The sequence below is a fragment of the Bacillus sp. JJ1566 genome (genome assembly GCF_036962685.1).
Lineage (GTDB): Bacteria > Bacillota > Bacilli > Bacillales > Bacillaceae_L > Ferdinandcohnia.
Map to the genome: position 1 here is coordinate 40,735 of NZ_JBALOP010000029.1, position 17,946 is coordinate 58,680.

Annotated in this window: 17 protein-coding genes; 3 read left to right on the forward strand and 14 right to left on the reverse strand. The window is 38.3% G+C overall.

The window, feature by feature from the left end:
• Window positions 1-203 precede the first annotated feature (203 nt).
• Together V7112_RS12970 and gucD are read right to left on the reverse strand one after the other, a co-directional pair.
• Window positions 204-1,154 carry a U32 family peptidase gene (locus V7112_RS12970; RefSeq protein WP_335420225.1) on the reverse strand — a complete coding sequence of 317 codons (951 nt, stop codon included), beginning with the start codon at window positions 1,152-1,154 and terminating at the stop codon, window positions 204-206.
• Between the two features lie 94 nt (window positions 1,155-1,248).
• Window positions 1,249-2,715, reverse strand: coding sequence for an alpha-ketoglutaric semialdehyde dehydrogenase GucD (gene gucD, locus V7112_RS12975; RefSeq protein ID WP_335420228.1), 1,467 nt, complete (start codon window positions 2,713-2,715; stop codon window positions 1,249-1,251).
• A 332-nt stretch (window positions 2,716-3,047) separates the two neighbouring features.
• Here gucD and V7112_RS12980 point away from each other — a divergent pair, with 332 nt between their 5' ends.
• The gene (locus V7112_RS12980; RefSeq protein WP_335420231.1) at window positions 3,048-4,148 is read left to right on the forward strand and encodes a C40 family peptidase; all 1,101 of its coding nucleotides are present in this window, start codon (window positions 3,048-3,050) and stop codon (window positions 4,146-4,148) included.
• A gap of 124 nt (window positions 4,149-4,272) precedes the next feature.
• On the opposite strand, the gene V7112_RS12985 is transcribed toward V7112_RS12980, so the two are convergent.
• Together V7112_RS12985 and V7112_RS12990 are read right to left on the reverse strand one after the other, a co-directional pair.
• On the reverse strand, window positions 4,273-4,695 hold the full coding sequence (locus V7112_RS12985) for a VOC family protein (protein ID WP_335420233.1): 423 nt from the start codon (window positions 4,693-4,695) through the stop codon (window positions 4,273-4,275).
• A 30-nt stretch (window positions 4,696-4,725) separates the two neighbouring features.
• On the reverse strand, window positions 4,726-5,271 hold the full coding sequence (locus V7112_RS12990; RefSeq protein WP_335420236.1) for a DUF1697 domain-containing protein: 546 nt from the start codon (window positions 5,269-5,271) through the stop codon (window positions 4,726-4,728).
• 268 nt (window positions 5,272-5,539) lie between these two features.
• Between V7112_RS12990 and V7112_RS12995 the strand changes: the two genes are divergently transcribed.
• Window positions 5,540-5,713 (forward strand): imidazoleglycerol-phosphate dehydratase, encoded by a 174-nt coding sequence (locus V7112_RS12995; protein ID WP_335420239.1) that lies wholly within the window; start codon window positions 5,540-5,542, stop codon window positions 5,711-5,713.
• A 230-nt stretch (window positions 5,714-5,943) separates the two neighbouring features.
• On the opposite strand, the gene V7112_RS13000 is transcribed toward V7112_RS12995, so the two are convergent.
• The 5 genes from V7112_RS13000 to V7112_RS13020 form a co-directional block, all read right to left on the reverse strand.
• On the reverse strand, window positions 5,944-6,405 hold the full coding sequence (locus V7112_RS13000; RefSeq protein ID WP_335420242.1) for a hypothetical protein: 462 nt from the start codon (window positions 6,403-6,405) through the stop codon (window positions 5,944-5,946).
• 224 nt (window positions 6,406-6,629) lie between these two features.
• Window positions 6,630-7,598 carry an NAD(P)-dependent alcohol dehydrogenase gene (locus V7112_RS13005; RefSeq protein ID WP_335420244.1) on the reverse strand — a complete coding sequence of 323 codons (969 nt, stop codon included), beginning with the start codon at window positions 7,596-7,598 and terminating at the stop codon, window positions 6,630-6,632.
• 85 nt (window positions 7,599-7,683) lie between these two features.
• Window positions 7,684-8,259 carry a Crp/Fnr family transcriptional regulator gene (locus tag V7112_RS13010; RefSeq protein ID WP_335420246.1) on the reverse strand — a complete coding sequence of 192 codons (576 nt, stop codon included), beginning with the start codon at window positions 8,257-8,259 and terminating at the stop codon, window positions 7,684-7,686.
• Between the two features lie 248 nt (window positions 8,260-8,507).
• Window positions 8,508-9,884: an APC family permease gene (locus V7112_RS13015; RefSeq protein WP_335420249.1), complete on the reverse strand. Its 1,377-nt coding sequence runs from the start codon at window positions 9,882-9,884 to the stop codon at window positions 8,508-8,510.
• Window positions 9,885-9,916: 32 nt separating this feature from the next.
• On the reverse strand, window positions 9,917-11,134 hold the full coding sequence (locus V7112_RS13020) for a MalY/PatB family protein (protein WP_335420251.1): 1,218 nt from the start codon (window positions 11,132-11,134) through the stop codon (window positions 9,917-9,919).
• A 199-nt stretch (window positions 11,135-11,333) separates the two neighbouring features.
• Here V7112_RS13020 and V7112_RS13025 point away from each other — a divergent pair, with 199 nt between their 5' ends.
• Window positions 11,334-11,783 (forward strand): MarR family winged helix-turn-helix transcriptional regulator, encoded by a 450-nt coding sequence (locus V7112_RS13025; RefSeq protein WP_335420254.1) that lies wholly within the window; start codon window positions 11,334-11,336, stop codon window positions 11,781-11,783.
• A 104-nt stretch (window positions 11,784-11,887) separates the two neighbouring features.
• Here the strand turns inward: V7112_RS13025 and V7112_RS13030 are convergent, their stop codons facing one another.
• From V7112_RS13030 to V7112_RS13050, 5 genes are all read right to left on the reverse strand, one after another.
• Window positions 11,888-12,442, reverse strand: a complete 555-nt coding sequence (locus tag V7112_RS13030) for a redoxin domain-containing protein (protein WP_335420257.1) — start codon at window positions 12,440-12,442, stop codon at window positions 11,888-11,890.
• A 42-nt stretch (window positions 12,443-12,484) separates the two neighbouring features.
• On the reverse strand, window positions 12,485-13,756 hold the full coding sequence (locus V7112_RS13035) for an MFS transporter (RefSeq protein WP_335420260.1): 1,272 nt from the start codon (window positions 13,754-13,756) through the stop codon (window positions 12,485-12,487).
• 126 nt (window positions 13,757-13,882) lie between these two features.
• Window positions 13,883-14,542 (reverse strand): carboxymuconolactone decarboxylase family protein, encoded by a 660-nt coding sequence (locus V7112_RS13040; RefSeq protein WP_335420265.1) that lies wholly within the window; start codon window positions 14,540-14,542, stop codon window positions 13,883-13,885.
• 32 nt (window positions 14,543-14,574) lie between these two features.
• Window positions 14,575-15,858, reverse strand: a complete 1,284-nt coding sequence (locus tag V7112_RS13045) for an amidohydrolase (RefSeq protein WP_335420267.1) — start codon at window positions 15,856-15,858, stop codon at window positions 14,575-14,577.
• Window positions 15,859-15,895: 37 nt separating this feature from the next.
• A complete protein-coding gene (locus tag V7112_RS13050) occupies window positions 15,896-17,944 on the reverse strand; it encodes a dipeptide ABC transporter ATP-binding protein (RefSeq protein WP_335420270.1) in 2,049 nt (682 codons plus the stop codon).
• Window positions 17,945-17,946: the final 2 nt, after the last annotated feature.

Genomic DNA, 17,946 nt, shown 5'->3' on the forward strand with positions numbered 1-17,946 from the left:
AATAGAGTTATTCATTGGTAGAATTTTGTGTTTTACATCTTGTAGAAGGGTTCCGATATTTTCAATAGGAATGGATATTTGGACCCTTCTTTTAACTAGACTTAAAGATTCCTTCCTATACCGACACCTGGAGAAGTACCTAAAGGAATGAGAGTGCCAGAATTTAATATCATAGACTGTGAGACTATAAATTACTGATTCTTTTATATTTTTGCAGACTCAGCATTCATTTTGGGTATGCCCAGCCCTTTTGCACCAAGTTTGGATGTTATAGCATCTGGGTAATAGCGCTCGATCATTTGGATTCCCAGCGCTGCACGGCGAACACGCTCTTTCACTAATGAAATGTTAGTACTTTCCCATTGCTTTCCAGAAGGATAGACATCAGGATGATTACGCAGACCAAATTTGATATACACTGGTGCCAATACACGAATGATTTCTGGAATTTCATAATAGCGAAGGAAACCTCCGAAATTATCAGGTACCTCAACATAGATATCAATCGGAATATCAATGGTCTGACGAATAGAAGCTAGTTTATGAAGCGTAAGCGCAGTTGGCACATTATATGTTCCTGCCCCAAGGTCCTGAATTAATTTAACTGAAACTGGGTTGGCGGCGCCCATTTGCACTGACACTTTTACAACAAAATCCTCTGGTAGTTGACCGGATTTTTTCATTTCCTTTGTCAGCAGCAATAGACCTTCATCTGCAATTAATGCACTTCTGAGTCCAAGTTTGGCTCCTCTTTTTAAATCTTCCATTGCATAGACAAGCTGATCCGCCCCTTCATGACGCAAACCTATGGATTTCCCGGCACTCGTGAATGGTTGTGCGCTAATATCCCATGTGCCCCTCGGGCCTACAAAAAGGCTAAGCTCCATTCCTCTTTCAGCAGTCATTCGGCACATTTCCTTTATTTCCTCATCCGTTTGCAACATGATACCGCTGCCTTGTGAAACGCGGTGAATCGTTAGCCCATAATGGTCGATTTCCTTTAACGTTTCTTCTAACGCAACAGGACCTTCCACACTGGGCAGTTCAATTCGGTATTGAGCCCCGTCGGGAAATCTCTTATTGGATGTAGGGAGTTCTGTTAAATCTGTGGATGGATAACCTAGTTTTTCTAATAACTCTCTGGATTCATTCATCTGAAATTCCCTCGTTTCCATTTTTAATATTTTACGTTAGGGGATGAATCGTAGGGGGGGTCTATAATCAGAATCCCCCTTTTGTTCGTTTAGATTACCCCTTAATAAATACAGTTTTGATGGAGGTATAAAATTCTTTCGCCGCTTCTCCTTGTTCACGTGAACCGGTGCTAGATGCCTTCATACCTCCAAATGGCGCATGAAGTTCTACACCAGCACTTTCAGCATTAATTCGGACAAGGCCAGCTTCGATTTCATCGATAAACTCAAGCAATGAGCCAATATTCGTGGTAAAAATTGACGCACTTAATCCGTACTTTGTCTCGTTTGCAAGATCAATCGCCTCTTCTAAATTAGCTACTTTAAACAGAGCGATGACCGGACCGAAAATTTCCTCCTGTGCTATACTCATTTCCGGTGTTACATGTTCAAAAATCGTTGGTGAGACATAATATCCCTTGGCATGTTCACCATTTGTCAATGGTTCTCCTCCGTAAATCAAGGAAGCACCCTCTTCTTTTCCCTGTTCAATATACTTGATTACAGTTCGGAACTGACTTTCACTTGCACATGGCCCCATCCAGATTCCTTCTTTTAATCCGGATCCAACCGTTATTTTTTCTGTCTCTTGAATCAACTTTTCTTTAAATGCTTCGTAAACCTCCGATTCAACAATGACACGGCTTGACGCCGTACATTTTTGGCCAGTAGAGCGAAAGGCACCGCTAATAACAGCCTCTACGGCACTGTCTAAATTGGCATCCTTTGTAACAATGACAGGATTCTTTCCTCCCATCTCCAGCTGAAACTTGATCCCTCTCGCTGCTGCAGATTTGGCGACATTTTCACCTACAGTTTCAGAACCAGTAAAGGTAATAGCATTTAATAGCGGATGATCAATTAGTTTCTGGCCAATGACAGAACCTGAACCAGTAATAAAATTTATTACTCCTTCAGGAAGTCCTGCTTTAGCAAAGCAGTCGACTACTTTTGCGGCAGTTACTGCTGCTTCTGTAGCTGATTTAAATACAACGGTGTTTCCATACACAAGAGCGGGTGCTATTTTCCAAATTGGTATAGCCACTGGAAAATTCCAAGGTGTTATTACGCCAACCACTCCAAGAGGGGTACGCTTGGTGAACATAAGCGCATCCTTATCAGATGATGGAATAACATCGCCGTCCTTCCGCATTCCTTCCCCAGCATAATAGCGAAGAATCGCAACGCCACGAGCCGTTTCACCTTTTGCCTCAGGAAGAGTTTTACCCATTTCTCTTGTCATCGTTTCAGCAATATCCTCTAGGTTTTCTTCTAGAATATTTGCGACTTTGTATAGAATTTGCCCCCTTGCTGCCTGCCCTAGCTTCCTCCATCCCTTTTTCGCATGATGTGCAGACTTCACAGCATTATCAAGGTCCTCAACCGTGGAACTTTGAACATATCCGACAATTTCTTCTTTATCTGCTGGGTTTATACTTTTGATGGTTACCTCTGATGCGGACTCAACCCACTGATTGTTAATAAAGTTTTTGTACGTTATTTCCTTCATTTCTGTTTGCATATAAGCGCACTCCTTTTATAAAATTTTTTCGTAACACTTTGTTTTTGCATTTCTAATTCATGCGGGAACTTCATCGAGCTTGATTTTTGAGTATGGCTTAACTAGGAGAATAGGGAGATTTTGTTTTACATTATAAAACTCAGTTTTCATATTCTAAACTAAAGTTAGTTTATCACACTTGTTTAAATTTTCAAATATCTTTTTGTGCTTAAATTTTTTTCACACTTAGGAATGGATAACTATTCCTCTACTTCCACAAAAATCTACAAATCTAGACAAGACTATAGTATAATAATTGATTAGAATAGTAGATTTGTGAGGAGGTACAAACGTTGGGTAATAAGAAAATATATATGTCCGTGACTACGGCTGCATTCATTGCCACTGCATTATATGGTGCGGGTGAAACTGCAGCAGCAAGTACATACAAGGTTCAGAGTGGTGATTCACTGTGGAAGATTGCGCAAAAGCATAATATTACTGTTACACAATTAAAGTCCTTTAACAATTTAACAAGCGATATGATATTCCCGAACCAAGTTCTTCTGACAGAAGGAAATTCCACCAACAATTCAACAAACAACAGCACGCAACCTACGCATGTCAAAGAAAATCAAAATACGAGTCCATCAAAGGCATCTACATACACGGTAAAATCTGGTGATACACTAAGTGGCATTGCAATAAAGCATAAGATTTCACTTAATGATCTAATGAAGTGGAACAACTTGAATTCTACTCTAATTTTTCCAGGAAATGTGTTTGTTGTAAGTACAACTGAGAAACCAAATAGCTCTACTCCTGAGAAAACAGAGCAACCTAATAACGCTACTCCCGAGAAAACAGAGAAGCCTCCGGTAGAACAGGTTCTATCTGCTACTATTTATACAGTTAAGTCAGGTGACACCTTGTCAAGAATTGCACTTGAATATAAAGTGACTGTGGCAAACCTTAAGACATGGAACAGCTTGAAATCAGATATGATTTATATTGGGCAAAAGCTAAATATCGGTGATGGAGTCAAAGTAGAAACTCCTAAAGTTGAAACACCGCCACCAACAACTATTAGCTATAATGTTGATCAGTTGATTACAGTGGCTAAGAATCAATTGGGAGCGAGCTACGCCTGGGGTGGGTCTTCACCTAACGGATTTGACTGTAGTGGGTTTATTTATTTCGCTTATAAGGAAGCAGGATTAAATACCAATCGCTATTCAAGCGAAGGCTACCATATGCGCTCCTATTATGTAAATACACCTACTATCGGCGACTTAGTATTCTTCCAGGGAACCTATAAGCCTGGTATTTCTCATGTTGGGATTTATATTGGCAACAATGAATTCATTCATGCTTCAGATACTGGCGTTATTATTTCGAATGTAAATGATTCTTATTGGAAAAATCATTTTGAAGGATTTAAGAGATTTTATTAATAGATTTCAATATGTGAGGAAGTTAGTTCGAAGGGACTGACTTCCTTTTTATTTATTGACCTAGTGGGACAGAGGGACAGGTCCACTGACCCATTTCCCTCTCTAAGCCCTTTATAATCATTTCTTATTCTGCTAATTCCCAAGCTGGATTCCAAACTACTTCCCACAAATGCCCGTCTGGGTCTTGAAAATATCCAGAGTATCCTCCCCAAAAGGTATCATGTGCTGGTACGGTAATAGTGGCACCAGCCTTCCTTGCCTGTTCCAATACCAGATTGACGTCTTCTTTACTCCCAACATTATGCCCAATCGTAAATTCAGTTGGACTAACCGGTGTCTGGTTTATGCTTGTATCATGAGCGATATCCTTACGTTTCCAAATGGCAAGTTTTAATCCAGATTGTAAATCAAAAAAGGCAACGGCACCATGCTCAAATTCTTGACCTACTATTCCTTCTGTGGGTAGTCCAAGTCCATCCTTGTAAAATTTCAACGACCTTTCCAAGTCATCTACACCCAATGTTATAACTGAAATTCGTGGCTTCATCATAATACCTCCAATTAAATTTACTTAGAACTAACTATTTTGCGCTTGCATCAGTTCATATATTTTACGAGCGGTGTTAACATTTCTTACCGTAACTTGCTTATATATCTTGGTTCCAATGATCTTTGACATTCCACTTTTGGTTACATTTTTCTTATCAACGGACCACAGGATTGCGCCGGGAACATATTTTACCGTGTCAATATTTGTCTTAATGACCAGATTTTCGAGTACAGATTCATCATCAATTTCATCCCATAAAAACATAACATCACTTTTCATGTCTTTGTCATTTTTCCACGTGTCAGGAATAGCGTTAATGATTCCTCTAACATCATCGACACTACGCACTACTACTTTAATTTGTAATCCAAAATCTTTATGTATTGCCTCTTCCAATAAACGTGATAGTTCAGTTTTGGATAGGCCTTCGTATGAAAAAATAATATTACCTGTATTGATGTATGTCACCACATCATTCATCCCGGCTTGTCCAAACGTTTGTTTAAGCATCTTCATGTCAATTTTATTTTTCCCACCCACATTAATTCCCCGAAGAAGAGCAATATAAACCATAACCATCCTCCTTTCGACTTCTTGACTACACTGGTTATACTAACCTACTTGTTAGCATATTAACTTCAACAAAAAAGTACATTAATCCTTCTTGGATCAGTGACGCGTTAGTGGATTGAATTCTCTCTATAAACTAATGTGATTCCGGCTTCTATATTACTTTCTATCAATTTTCTTTATGTCTCTACTCTGACTATCTTTTCAATAGATGTTGTTATGAAAAATAAAAAGCTTGGCATGATAATAATGCATTGAAATGGAGGTGTAAATGATGACAAAACGTGTTAATAAAGGTAGTCAGAACCAGAATTCTCCGAGCAGCGGTGGAAAATTGGAAACAGAATTCGGTCAAGAGATGGCGAGTGGGGATAATAATAAAGGAAAAGAATATAACTCCAAGCGTGGAAGTAAATCTCAGCTAAAAAACCCAAATAATCATTAATTTAAAAAGGAACCGCCTTGGTTCCTTCTTTTATTAGGATGCTATGTAGCTCTTTTTCTATACGGTAATCAGGGTAGAACGTCATTAATTCATTGGAAACTTTAAAGGTTCCCCCCTGCCACCGTTGCGATTTATAAGTACTTCAAAAATTCTTTTATTTTCTCTTCGTCCACTACAAAAAGATTTTGAATATACCTTATGATTTTAAAAATGACCTTTTCATTATAAAGCTATATTGTTTTACCCTTTTTCTTAGCATCTGCATCGAGACCTACTCCGATTGCGATGCCTATACTCATTCCAATCGGTATTCCTAACCCAATATTATCAAAAATAGTCAATCCAAACACGACACCCAAGCTAATTCCTATGGACATGTAAAGTCCAAGATAAAATCCCTCTGTCACGAATTGATGCTTTTTTTGGAGATGAGAAATAATCCCAGTGATTAATTGTTTATGGTGTTTAATTTCAGAATCCCCTATACGGTCTGCGTTGGCTTCAAGCTGGACGGAAGAATCCTTTAATTCAAGCAATTGTTCTTGACATTCCTCACAGCTTGACGATAAGGGACCTAGCTTTTCAATCACTCGTTCACTTTTATCTAAATTAAGTTTTTTCGAAATTTCTTCACTGATGGAACTCCTGAGCTTTCTTAGAATCGCTTTTATATCATCAACATGATTTTCCAACAAAACACCTCCTACCTCAGTAAAGATTATTCTTTGTCATACTGTTACATGTTCACTTAGAACCTTGCCAACTATTCTTTATTTTATTTACGAATCAAGCGTTAAAAAGTTTCAATTTCCAATCAACAACTAAGACGATAAACAATATTCATTAAAAATAAAAAATCCTCATAAATGTTGATATAACAACATTCATGGGGATTATTACTTTCTGTGCTTCCATATTATATTGTGATAACAACCTTCCCCTGCGAATGTCCCTCTGCAAAATATCTAAAGGCTTCTGGAACCTCAGGTAAGGAATAGCGTCTATCAATTACTGGTGTTACTTTTCCTTCTTCAATAAGCTCTTTCATTACCACTAAATCCTTTTGGTTCGCCCTTTGCAAAAACGTACTAAATTTCTTTTTTCCAGTCATGGAAAACCAAGATCTTTGTAGCATCGTCTGATACATTTGACTAATTTCGCCACCAACATGAATGAATACACCATTTTCTTTTAGCTTACTTTTATAGGTAGATATAGATTGACCGCCATTCACGCCAAGGATCAAATCATAAGTCTGATCATGGTTGGCAAAATCTTCTTTTTTATAATCAATCACATGGTCGGCACCAATAGACTTTGCGATATCTACGTTTCTAGTACTTACTACAGCTGTTACCTCGCCACCTAATGCCTTCGCAATTTGAACGGCAAATGTTCCCACACCGCCTGAAGCACCATAGATTAATACGTTCTGTCCTGCCCTTACCATCCCTTTGTCCCTTATGGCTTGTAAAGCGGTGGTAGCCGCCATGGGCACGGCCGCTGCTTCTGCAAATGATAGATTATTAGGTTTTAAAGCCAATGTCTTTTCATCGACAACATCATATTCCGCAAAAGCGCCAAAGCCACTGCTCGATAGGTCTCCATATACCTCATCTCCCACCTGGAATTGGGTAACATTCTCACCTATCGCTTCCACTATTCCAGCCATATCACCACCAGGAATCGAGTATTTCGGTTTCATAAGCCCAAACGCTAGCCGGGCTAACCTTGGTTTCCCTGTTAATAAAACCAGATTGCCAAAATTAAGCGATGAAGCTTTAACCCTTACTAGCACTTGATTTTCCTTAGGTGTGGGTGTAGCGACCTCACGTAGTTTAAGTGTATCTGGTGATCCATATCTTTCAGAGATAATTGCTCTCATCTCCGTCCTCCTTTTACCCCTTTTTTAATGATTGTAATCGGAAAATGTAAATGCGGCATTGACTTAAGTTAAGATGGAAGGTTATTTATTGAATTCGTTTTTTGATTCTACTTAATGACTCTGGTGTCATACCAAGGTAGCTTGCCAATTGATGTTGAGGCACACGTTTGAGGAGTTCTGGTCGATTTTTGATGATTGTTTTATAGCGTTCTTCTGGAGAAGAACGAATAAATGTTGCAAATTCATGTTGAGATTGGACAAGGTAGTTTTCCATCATGCGGCGTGTCATGGTTTCAAGCTCCGTATATTGACTATACATTTCTTGTTCGGACTTAAAGTCACCAACAACCAATACACAGTCTTCTATGCATGTTAATGAGTAAACGGATGATTGATCTGGTTCTTCCATATTAAATAACAGAATAAATTGATCTTCCGTATAAAAATTGGAAGTAACCTCTTTTCCATCTTCATCAATTTGGTATTGTCTGACACACCCATTCAATACAAAGTAACAATTCTTAGTTGGAGTATCCCCCTGTTTGATGAGATAGGTCCCCTTTTCAAACTTTTCTATTAGTATAGCGTCGATAATGGCCTGTTGTTCAGCTTCATTTAGCGATGTATATTTAGCCATGTAATTCATGAGGATATCTTTCATGGCAAGCCTCCTCTAATAAGATTTGATTCTTCAAGTCAATCTTACCGTCTCTATACATTCTTGAACATACCATTTGTAATATATATACAAAAAACAAAGATTTATATCCTTATTAAGGTCTTACAAAAATAGTGGTAGTGACGTTAAGCCCAACTTAGTGAGTTTTTGCTCAAAAAAATAAACCGACTCACACGAGAGCCGGTTTATCTAGAACGAGGTACTTAGTTCAGTGTTCCTCGTTTTATTATTTAGGATTCTTCATAGCTAATTTCCATTTGGACCTTACCTGATTTATGTCTGAAATAAGCATATAAAGCGCCAATGATTAATAATACGATATTTCCAATTACTAATGTGGTCGTTAGACCTTGCATTAATAAGTACACTTGAAAGCCTGCAGTGACCGTTGCCAAAATACTGACAAACCAAAGTGCCGTATTGGAGATGCGAAATTTAGATTTATTCCATAAGTCTGGTACAACCTTTGGTAATCGAACCGTAGCTAAAGAAAGAACAAGAAGTAAAACATTATTTAAAATAAGAGCAAAGTTTGCAATTCCACTAATATCCCATCCTGTTATAACTGGAATTAAACTTAATACAAAGAAAATCGTCAATAATACGTGTGGCGTTTTGAACTTTTCATTAATAGCACCTAATTGTTTCGGCAACCACCCATCGATACTCGCCTGTAAAACTGGCTTTGTAACCCAACCAAATGTGGCATTTAATGTGGTAGCTAAAGCAAACATCGCACCACCGACAATAAAGAATACATACAATGGATATGGTAAAATTTCTAAAGCTACAACTGTCAATGGTTGATTAGCTACATCACCAATCGGAAGGACTCCAGCAGCAACTGTAGCCATTAAAGCATAAACTAACGCAACAGCTAGTGTGGAAACAATTAAGACAAACGGGATATCCTTTGTTGGATTTTTTGCCTCTGCCCCAAAGTTCATAATAACCGAGGCGCCCCCTGTTGCAAAAGTTAATAAAGCAGCTGCTGAGAAGATTGCCATCGTTCCACTTGGCATAAAGTCAGCACCTGAGAAATAGCCTGGTTGAATCTGTGGCATTCCATAAACGATAAAGGCAGTAAGTGCTAATGCCATCGTAATAACCATGATATTTTGGACGAGTGCAGCTTCCTTCACACCAAATAAATTAATCACGTAAAAAATTGTGAGGACAAGCACCGCTATTAGTGTAGAATTGAGACCCGGTACGAGCGCTAAGAAATAATCAGCAAACGATAAGGCGTACATCGCAATGGAAATATTCGATACGATATAGATAATTGTCCAAAATCCAGCGAAGCGCTCCCCTACAAGAAGAGCCGCCTGTGTATAAAATCCACCTCTAAGTCGGACTGTTCCACTTATTAAAATTTGTGTTAAGGCTATGATAATGACAAAAACAGCAGCTACCATAAATGCTATGTTTACTGATTTTCCGGTCATGGCAATCGCTACACCTGTAAGGGCAAATATACCGGCTCCAATAATTTGCCCTACTGCAATACCCATTAGGTCCCCTCTACCTAGAACACGTTTTAAGTCCTTTGTTGAACTCTGATTCTCTACCACCGGAGCCTCTACTATAGGTTGTTTTTCTCCCATCTACTTTTCCCCCTTTTACGACAATTTGGCTATCAGTCTATTGCTTTTATATAGGACTTTTCTTCAACATCTTGGAATTGTGCTGCAATTCTTTCTAGTGCTTCCTTTATAAGTGGTCTAGGTGATGGGATACAGATCCTTTGATAACCAGTTCCCTCTTCACCAAACATTTCCCCATCTTCTAATATGACATTTGCTTGATTATAGATTCGGTCATGAACCTCTTTCGATGTGAGGCCATATCCTCTGAAATCTAGCCACATCACGTACGTACCTTCAGGAATTCGAACCTTTACAGTAGGCATTTCTTTTGCTAGGAAATCCTTTACGAATTCTAACTGATTATCAAGATACTCCTTTAACTGGTCTAGCCAATCTTCTCCTTCATTATAGGCAGCGATTAGAGCAGAAATCGTAAATGGTGAAGGCAATTGCATCCCCATTTGCTCACTAAAGGTTTTTCTCACTTCCGGATTTGTAATCACTACATTCGTACAGTGCAGCCCTGCCACATTAAAGGTCTTATTGATAGCTGTACATGTAATGATATGGTCTGTACTGCTAGCCACCTTAGCAATCGGCGTAAAGGTTTGATTTTTTCGAATTAAATCCCCATGGATTTCATCAGCAACGATGATTACGTTGTTTTCCGCACATATATCTGAAAGTCTCTTTAAATCTTCGTTGGTAAAAATTCTTCCGACTGGATTATGCGGATTGCAAAGAATAAACATCGTTGTATTTTCTTCTTTTGCCTTCCTTTCAAAATCTTCAAAGTCGATAGAGTAATAGCCTTCGTCATCACAATTCAACATATTGTTGCGAATGACTCTACCATTATTTACAACCACGTTTGTAAACGGTGGATAAACAGGACGTTGAATGATAATCCCATCACCAGGTTTAGTTAAGGCACGGACCGCTATATTCAAGGCGTGAACAGTACCAGGGCTATAAACAATTTCCTCTTTCTCAATATCCCAATCATGTCTTCTCTTAAACCAATTTTGAATCGTTTCATAGTACTCATTTGGAAAAATAGAATAACCGAAAATCCGTTGATCGACTGTTCTGTGAAGTGCATTTAACATAGGTTGTGGAATGGGCAAATCCATGTCCGCTGTAAATAGTGGGATGGTCTCATTATCATATCTTTCGGTAAGTCCAGCCGCCTTAATAAATTCCCCGCCATCCCACTTTAAGGAGTACGTATTTCTGCGATCGACAATACTATCAAAATCGTATTTCATCATGTTTCTCCTCTCTTAAAAAATAATTAAGCGTTTTCATAAACAGTTTAGCAACTAAACTATTATTTTGTCAATAATATTCTGAATGTTTTTTATTGTCTTTTTTTATAAATCTTACAATTTTTTACTTCTCTTCATTTATCAGCATTTTTATATGGTAAAATAGAAAAAACAGGAAAAAAAGGGAGGTGAAGAAGGAATGGATAGAGAGAAAATATTTTATGATCTGATGGAAGCCGCTTATGAAATATCACGTGTCATTCATTCCTATGAAAGTATCCCGAGAACTTATGGAACTGATGATGAACTCTTTATGGTTGAAGCACATAATCTAAATTTCATTGGCGATATAGGACAAACCACAACAACTGAAATTGCCCAATTAACCAATCGTACAAAAGGTGCTGTTTCACAAATGGTTGATAAGCTAGTGAAAAAGGGATTGGTTGTAAAATATCAAAATCCGGATAACAAAAGAGAGCTTATTATCGAATTAACTCCAAAAGGAAAAGTCGTGTATGACTTTCATAAAGAACTGGATAAAAGAGAATATGCAAAACATCTCAAAAACCTAGAACAATTTTCAACTGAAGATTTCCAAAAATATATTATGATATCAAAAATCATAGCTGATCAAACCGAAAAATAGCTTTGTAACAGATTCCTCACGAATGATTAAAATCATTCGTGAGTCAATGTAATAGAGATAGTTAAAGATACACGACCCACGCTTGTTGGTCTTCTTATTGCAACTTATTGAGTGGTAACGGTTGTTATATCAACAAGTTCTTCTATACTTGGGATGTCTGCTGCATTTGTACCATACCGTACATATTCTAGAACACCATTTGAATTAATGATAAAAGTCGCTGGTAACTGTAATTCGTTTTGTTTTCCGTTATTTTCCAATTTTGTTATTCCCAAATCATTTGCGATATTTATTTTCTTAAGTACTTCTTCTGAAACAAGATCTTCCTGAGTCTTGCCGGGATGAACATGATAAAGTTTAAAAATTTCATGTTCAGGGTCGCCGACAAGAGTTAACGGCATTTCATCATCGCCAATCTGTTCTTTTAATAGATCTGCTTCAGTTTGCAAGACAACGAGAACCTGTGCATTGTTTTCTTTTATCTTTTCATAACCAGCTGCTAATGTGCGAATATCTAATTGACATAGCGGGCAACCATAATATCTTAAAAATACAAGAATAGTAGTTTTATCACCTAGGATATCGTTAAGATTAGATTTAACCCACGGCGTTTCAATTAAAAAGTTGGGTGCTTGCATACCTTTTTGAAGTTGTGACATTATTCTTCCTCCTACCTTTTTTATTAAATGTAGATTCTCTTACTACATATTTGCCGATATTTGTTGTTCCTGGGAGAAATGTTCTCGTTTTTGATAAAGTGAACGTAAGCCTGATGAGAACCCAAGCATAATGACGACTAGGATGACAAATAGACCTCCGGTTGTCAGCATATTTAGTTTAGGTGGGATGACTTCACTGATTGCTCCATATAAAAAATTACCTAATGCCATAGCGCCTGATGCAAAAATAAAGTTAACACTTGCGACCCTACCTCGAAATTCATCATTGGCAAATCGTAAAACAAATGCGAGATTAATGGCCATAAAGACCGCTTGTGTGCCACCAACTGCAAGTCCTATGAAGAATGCCATAAAGACTGATTGGGTTAACCCTAAGAAGAACAGAGTGAGCCCACTTGCGATTGCCATGACAATATAAAGAATTCCTTGACCTCGCATCGTCGAAATAGCAGCTGTACTTAAGTTACCAATAATTGCACCTAGACCGATAAACATCGTTAATGTTCCATAGACTCCACTATTTCCACCTATTTCTGTAGAAATAAATTCAGGTAAAAGAGAGGTATATGCCATTGTCAGGATACAATGGAAAAATACCATCATAATCATTAATTCTAATAATGGAGTTCTCCTAATATAAACGAATCCTTCGATTACAGGTTTAAACACATTTTTGATATTTAACCGATCAGTACGATTACTAGATTGTGAGAAGTGGACCCATAACGATTGAATACCAGCGGATAAATAAAGAAAAAAGCATAATCCAAATACAGCATAGGGTCCAAATAAGACGAGAATCGGACTTGCAATAGCTGAGCCTAAAAAACCGGCCCCATGTGAGATTGTTCCTTGTAAGGCAGTCCCATTAAATAAAATTTCTTTAGGAATTAAACTTGGCATCATCGCATTAGTACACGTCATTTGGATATTGAAACAAATGCCTAATAAAAACGCACATGCAATTATGACCCAAGGTGTGACCAAGCCTACTATACTTAAGATGGTCAAGGTCCCCAGATTTGTTGCGTTTACAAAAATGGCAAACGATAATAATTTTCGACGATGAATCCGGTCGACCAATACACCAATAATCGGTCCAAATAATACACCGGGAATCATTGTAGCAAACATTGCAATTCCTACTAATGCTGTTGATTTGGTAATCGAGAAAATAAGCCAGCTTGCCGCTATAGTAAAGGCAAATTGTCCTGAATTCGCTAAGGCAGAACTAAACCATAGTAGACGATAATCACGATACCCAAGTGAAGCTAATGTCTTTGGAATTTTCACCCTTTTGGCCCCCATTAACGTTAATCCTTACAGATAGCCTTCATCCTTATATAGGCCAATGGCTCTTTGGAGCTATTTCTGTATAGTTCGTTCTTTGTAATCGAACAATCCTTCCTAGACGAGCTATCAGACTTCATCATATGCATTTAAAGCATTCACACTATGAGCAAGCGCAGAACCTGCTTTTAATGCAGTTGCAACAAAGATGGATTCTGCCATTTCCTCACGTGAAATTCCTAATTGTTTCCCCTTTTTGGCATGGGCATCGATGCAATAGGCGCAACCCGTCACATGAGCCACAGCAATCGCAATTAGTTCCTTCTCTTTTCGAGATAAAAGGCCAGCCTTACTTGCTTGGGCATCAAATTTTGCAAAAGCTGCAACAGCATCCGGATGTAGTTCTTTTAATTCATGACGTTTCTCCGTATTCGAACGTGCGTATAGGTCTTCTTCTGTAGATTGATCAAAAGAACTAAGTGCAATGAATCCATGAGCAAATGCGGAACCTGCTTTTAATGCAGTAGCCACCATAACGGCCTCGATTATTTCTTCTTTCGAAACCTCTAGTTTTTTTGCCGCCGTTACATGCCCGTCAATACAATAAGGGCAACCTGTGACATGTGCAACAGCGATGGCGATTAATTCCTTCGTTTTCTTTGGTAGAAGTCCTTCTCCTAAGGCTAACCTGTCAAAATTTAAAAAAGCTCTAAAAGTTTCTGGCGTAAGTTTGCCTAATTCTGCTAATCTACGAATATTTGATCTTTGATATAAACCTTGTTCTCCCATTGAAAATCCTCCTTATAGTAATCCGTTTTATATTATTTATTGCCTAATTCTTTCATAACTTCCTGTAAGCTTTTTTGTTCAGTATCATAGTTAATTTCCTTCTCACTGTTCAAAAAATCAATTGTATATTGCACAGTAGCTGCGACACCAAGTTTTAATACATCTTCATCAATATCAAAATGTGGGTTATGATGCTCTGCCCCTGTCCCCTTCTCCTCGTTTTGAATGCCGACAAAGGCGAAAACCCCTGGGAAATATTTTTGGAAGAAACTAAAGGACTCAGAAGCCATCCATGCCGGATATTGATAAAGTGCCTCTTCACCGATCGATTTCTTAACGGCTTCATGTGCAATCTCTGCACACTCCTCTTGATTGTATACAAACAGACCCATAGCTTGGTTTTTCCCTACATATTCATACTCACATTCATGTAAAGCACATGTTTTTTCTAGTAGTCTTTTAAATTCCTTTTCGGCTCTTACTCCTTGATCATAATGCAAATATCTGAAACTACCAGAAAATTGAATGGTTTCTGGAATAATATTTCCAACAGTACCTGCTTTTATTGTGCCAATTGATAATGTAATCGGTTTAAAAGGATCTAACGAATCTATTCTCATTTGTTTGATATTGTTATAGAAATCCACAAAACAATCTAATGGCGAATTCACGAGGTCAGGACGCGAACCATGCCCTCCAGTCCCTTTAATGATGACATTAATCGGCATAGCACTTGCCATTCTTGGACCAGGGTCTACTGAGATTTTTCCAGAAGGGATATCTGATTTCAGGTGGATTCCCCATACACCATCTGCCCCGATTTCAATCAATCGTTCCATTAAGTTGAAGATACCACCACCCATTTCTTCCCCTTGCTCAAAGGCAAGGATCACTTTCCCTTTTAGTTTATCTTTGTTTTCAGATAAAATTTTTGCTGCTCCCAATAACATGGCAGTATGTCCGTCATGTCCGCATGTATGTGCGGCATTCGAAGTTGTAGAAACGACATTCTTCTTTTGATTTAAATTCGTTTCTTCTTCTTTCATTGGTAGTGCATCCAAATCAGCACGTAATACAATTGATTTTCCCTCTTGCTCACCATCGATATATCCGATAATTCCACCATTCTGCACAATCTCATATTTGATATTCATCTTTTCTAATTCATCTGTTACAACGTTCATTGTCCGGACTTCTTGTAATCCAATTTCAGGGTGTAGATGAAGATCTCTGCGCAGACCAATGACATAATCTTCTAATTGGACCGCCGATTGATAGGAATTGACCTCATGATTAAACGTTTCAGTCGTTTTCATTCAAAAGCACTCTCCTTATCGTATAATTATTAAGATATTAATAGGAAAAGGCTGGATCGTGACAAGCAACCCAATGACCTTTACTTATTTCACGAAATGCTGGCTCTTCTTGTTTACACCGCTCTGTTGCTGCAGGGCAGCGTGTATGGAACCTGCATCCAGAAGGTGGATTGGCTGGTGAAGGAATTTCACCTTGGATTGCTGACAATTCCCTGCGCTCTGAAGGATTGGCTACTGGTATGGATTCTAGTAATCCTTTCGTATAGTGATGGGATGGTCGTTTAAACAGTTCTTCACTTGAAGCAATTTCTACGACTTTCCCTAAATACATGACACCAATGCGATCTGAAATGTAACGGACAACATTAAGACCATGAGCAATGAATAAATAAGTTAAACCAAGATTTCTTTGTAAGTCTTGCATTAAATTAACAATCTGTGCTTGAACAGACACGTCTAATGCGGATACGGCTTCATCCGCTAACACAAATTTTGGATTGAGTGCAATCGCCCTTGCAATTGCTATTCTTTGACGTTGACCACCTGAAAACTCATGTGGATACCGTTCAATCGCATTTGCATTAAGTCCAACAACTTGTAAGAGCTCTTCTACCCTTTGTCTTTTTTCTTGTTTACTTAATGCTTCATGGACGGTTAGAGGCTCTCCAATGATATCTCCAATTTTCCAACGTGGATTCACAGAACCATATGGGTCTTGGTAAATCATTTGCATATGTCTTCTTGTTGCTTGTAGCTCTCTTTTACTTAATTTAGCGAGATCTTTTCCTTCAAATTGGACGTTTCCTGCAGTTGCCTTTTCTAGCTGGAGAAGGACTCGACCAAGTGTAGACTTACCACTACCTGATTCACCGACGAGACCGAATGTTTCACCTTTTTCTATCGTAAAAGAAACATCATCTACAGCACGAACAAATTTAGGTGAACGATTAAGGAAACTAGAACCAATAGGATAATACTTTTTCAGTTCCTTCACTTCAAAGATTGGACTAGAAATCACATCTATTTCCTTCGTACCTTCCTTTTCAGCTACGAATGTCGGTAGTTTCGGTTTTTCCACAGAAGGAATTGTCTGATGTAACCAATCCTCTCGTTCTACTAGTTCTTCTGCAAACCAGCAAGCCGTCCTCCGTCCATTCACATCTATTAATGGAGGATTTTCTTGTTTGCAACGATTTGTAGCAAACGAACAACGCGGATGGAAGCTACAGCCAGTTGGCAAATCAGACAAACTTGGAATTGTACCATCAATTGAAAACAGCTTTTGACTGCGATCGCTATCCAGCTTTGGTATTGATTGAAGCAGGCCACGTGTATATGGATGATGTGGTGTTTCAAATAATTGTGAAATCGTTGCCTCTTCTACAATGCTTCCCGAGTACATGACAATGATTCGATCCGCTACTTCTGCTGCAATTCCCATGTCATGTGTGATGAGCAGAATGGACATCCCAAATTCATCTTTCAGTTCCTGAAGTAATTGTAGGATTTGGGCTTGGATTGTCACATCAAGTGCTGTTGTTGGCTCATCGGCAATAAGTAATTCTGGTCCGCAGGCAAGTGCCATCGCAATCATTGCTCGCTGTAACATACCGCCTGATAATTCATTTGGATATTGCTTTAATCGAAGTTCTGGTTCTGGGATCCCAACTCGATTAAGTAAATAAACCGCATGTTTTATTGCTTTCGCTTTTGTTGTATCCTGATGTGCCAAAATCATTTCAATAATTTGACTTCCAATTGAAAAAACGGGGTCGAATGCAGACATTGGTTCCTGGAATATCATGGCGATCTTCTTTCCCCGAATGGAACGTAGTTTTTTTTGAGAAATTTTTGCTAAATCATCGCCACCAAAGCCGATACTTCCACTAGTTATTAAACCATTCTCGTAATCGATTAATCTCATAATCGTTTTAGATGCAACTGTTTTTCCACTACCTGATTCTCCTACGATACAGACTGTTTCTCCTACTTTAATGTCCATCGTGATTTCTCGAATTGCTGTTAAATATCCATTTTTCGTAGCAAAATCAACCTTTAAATGTTGAACATCTAGCAGTTGTTTCATTC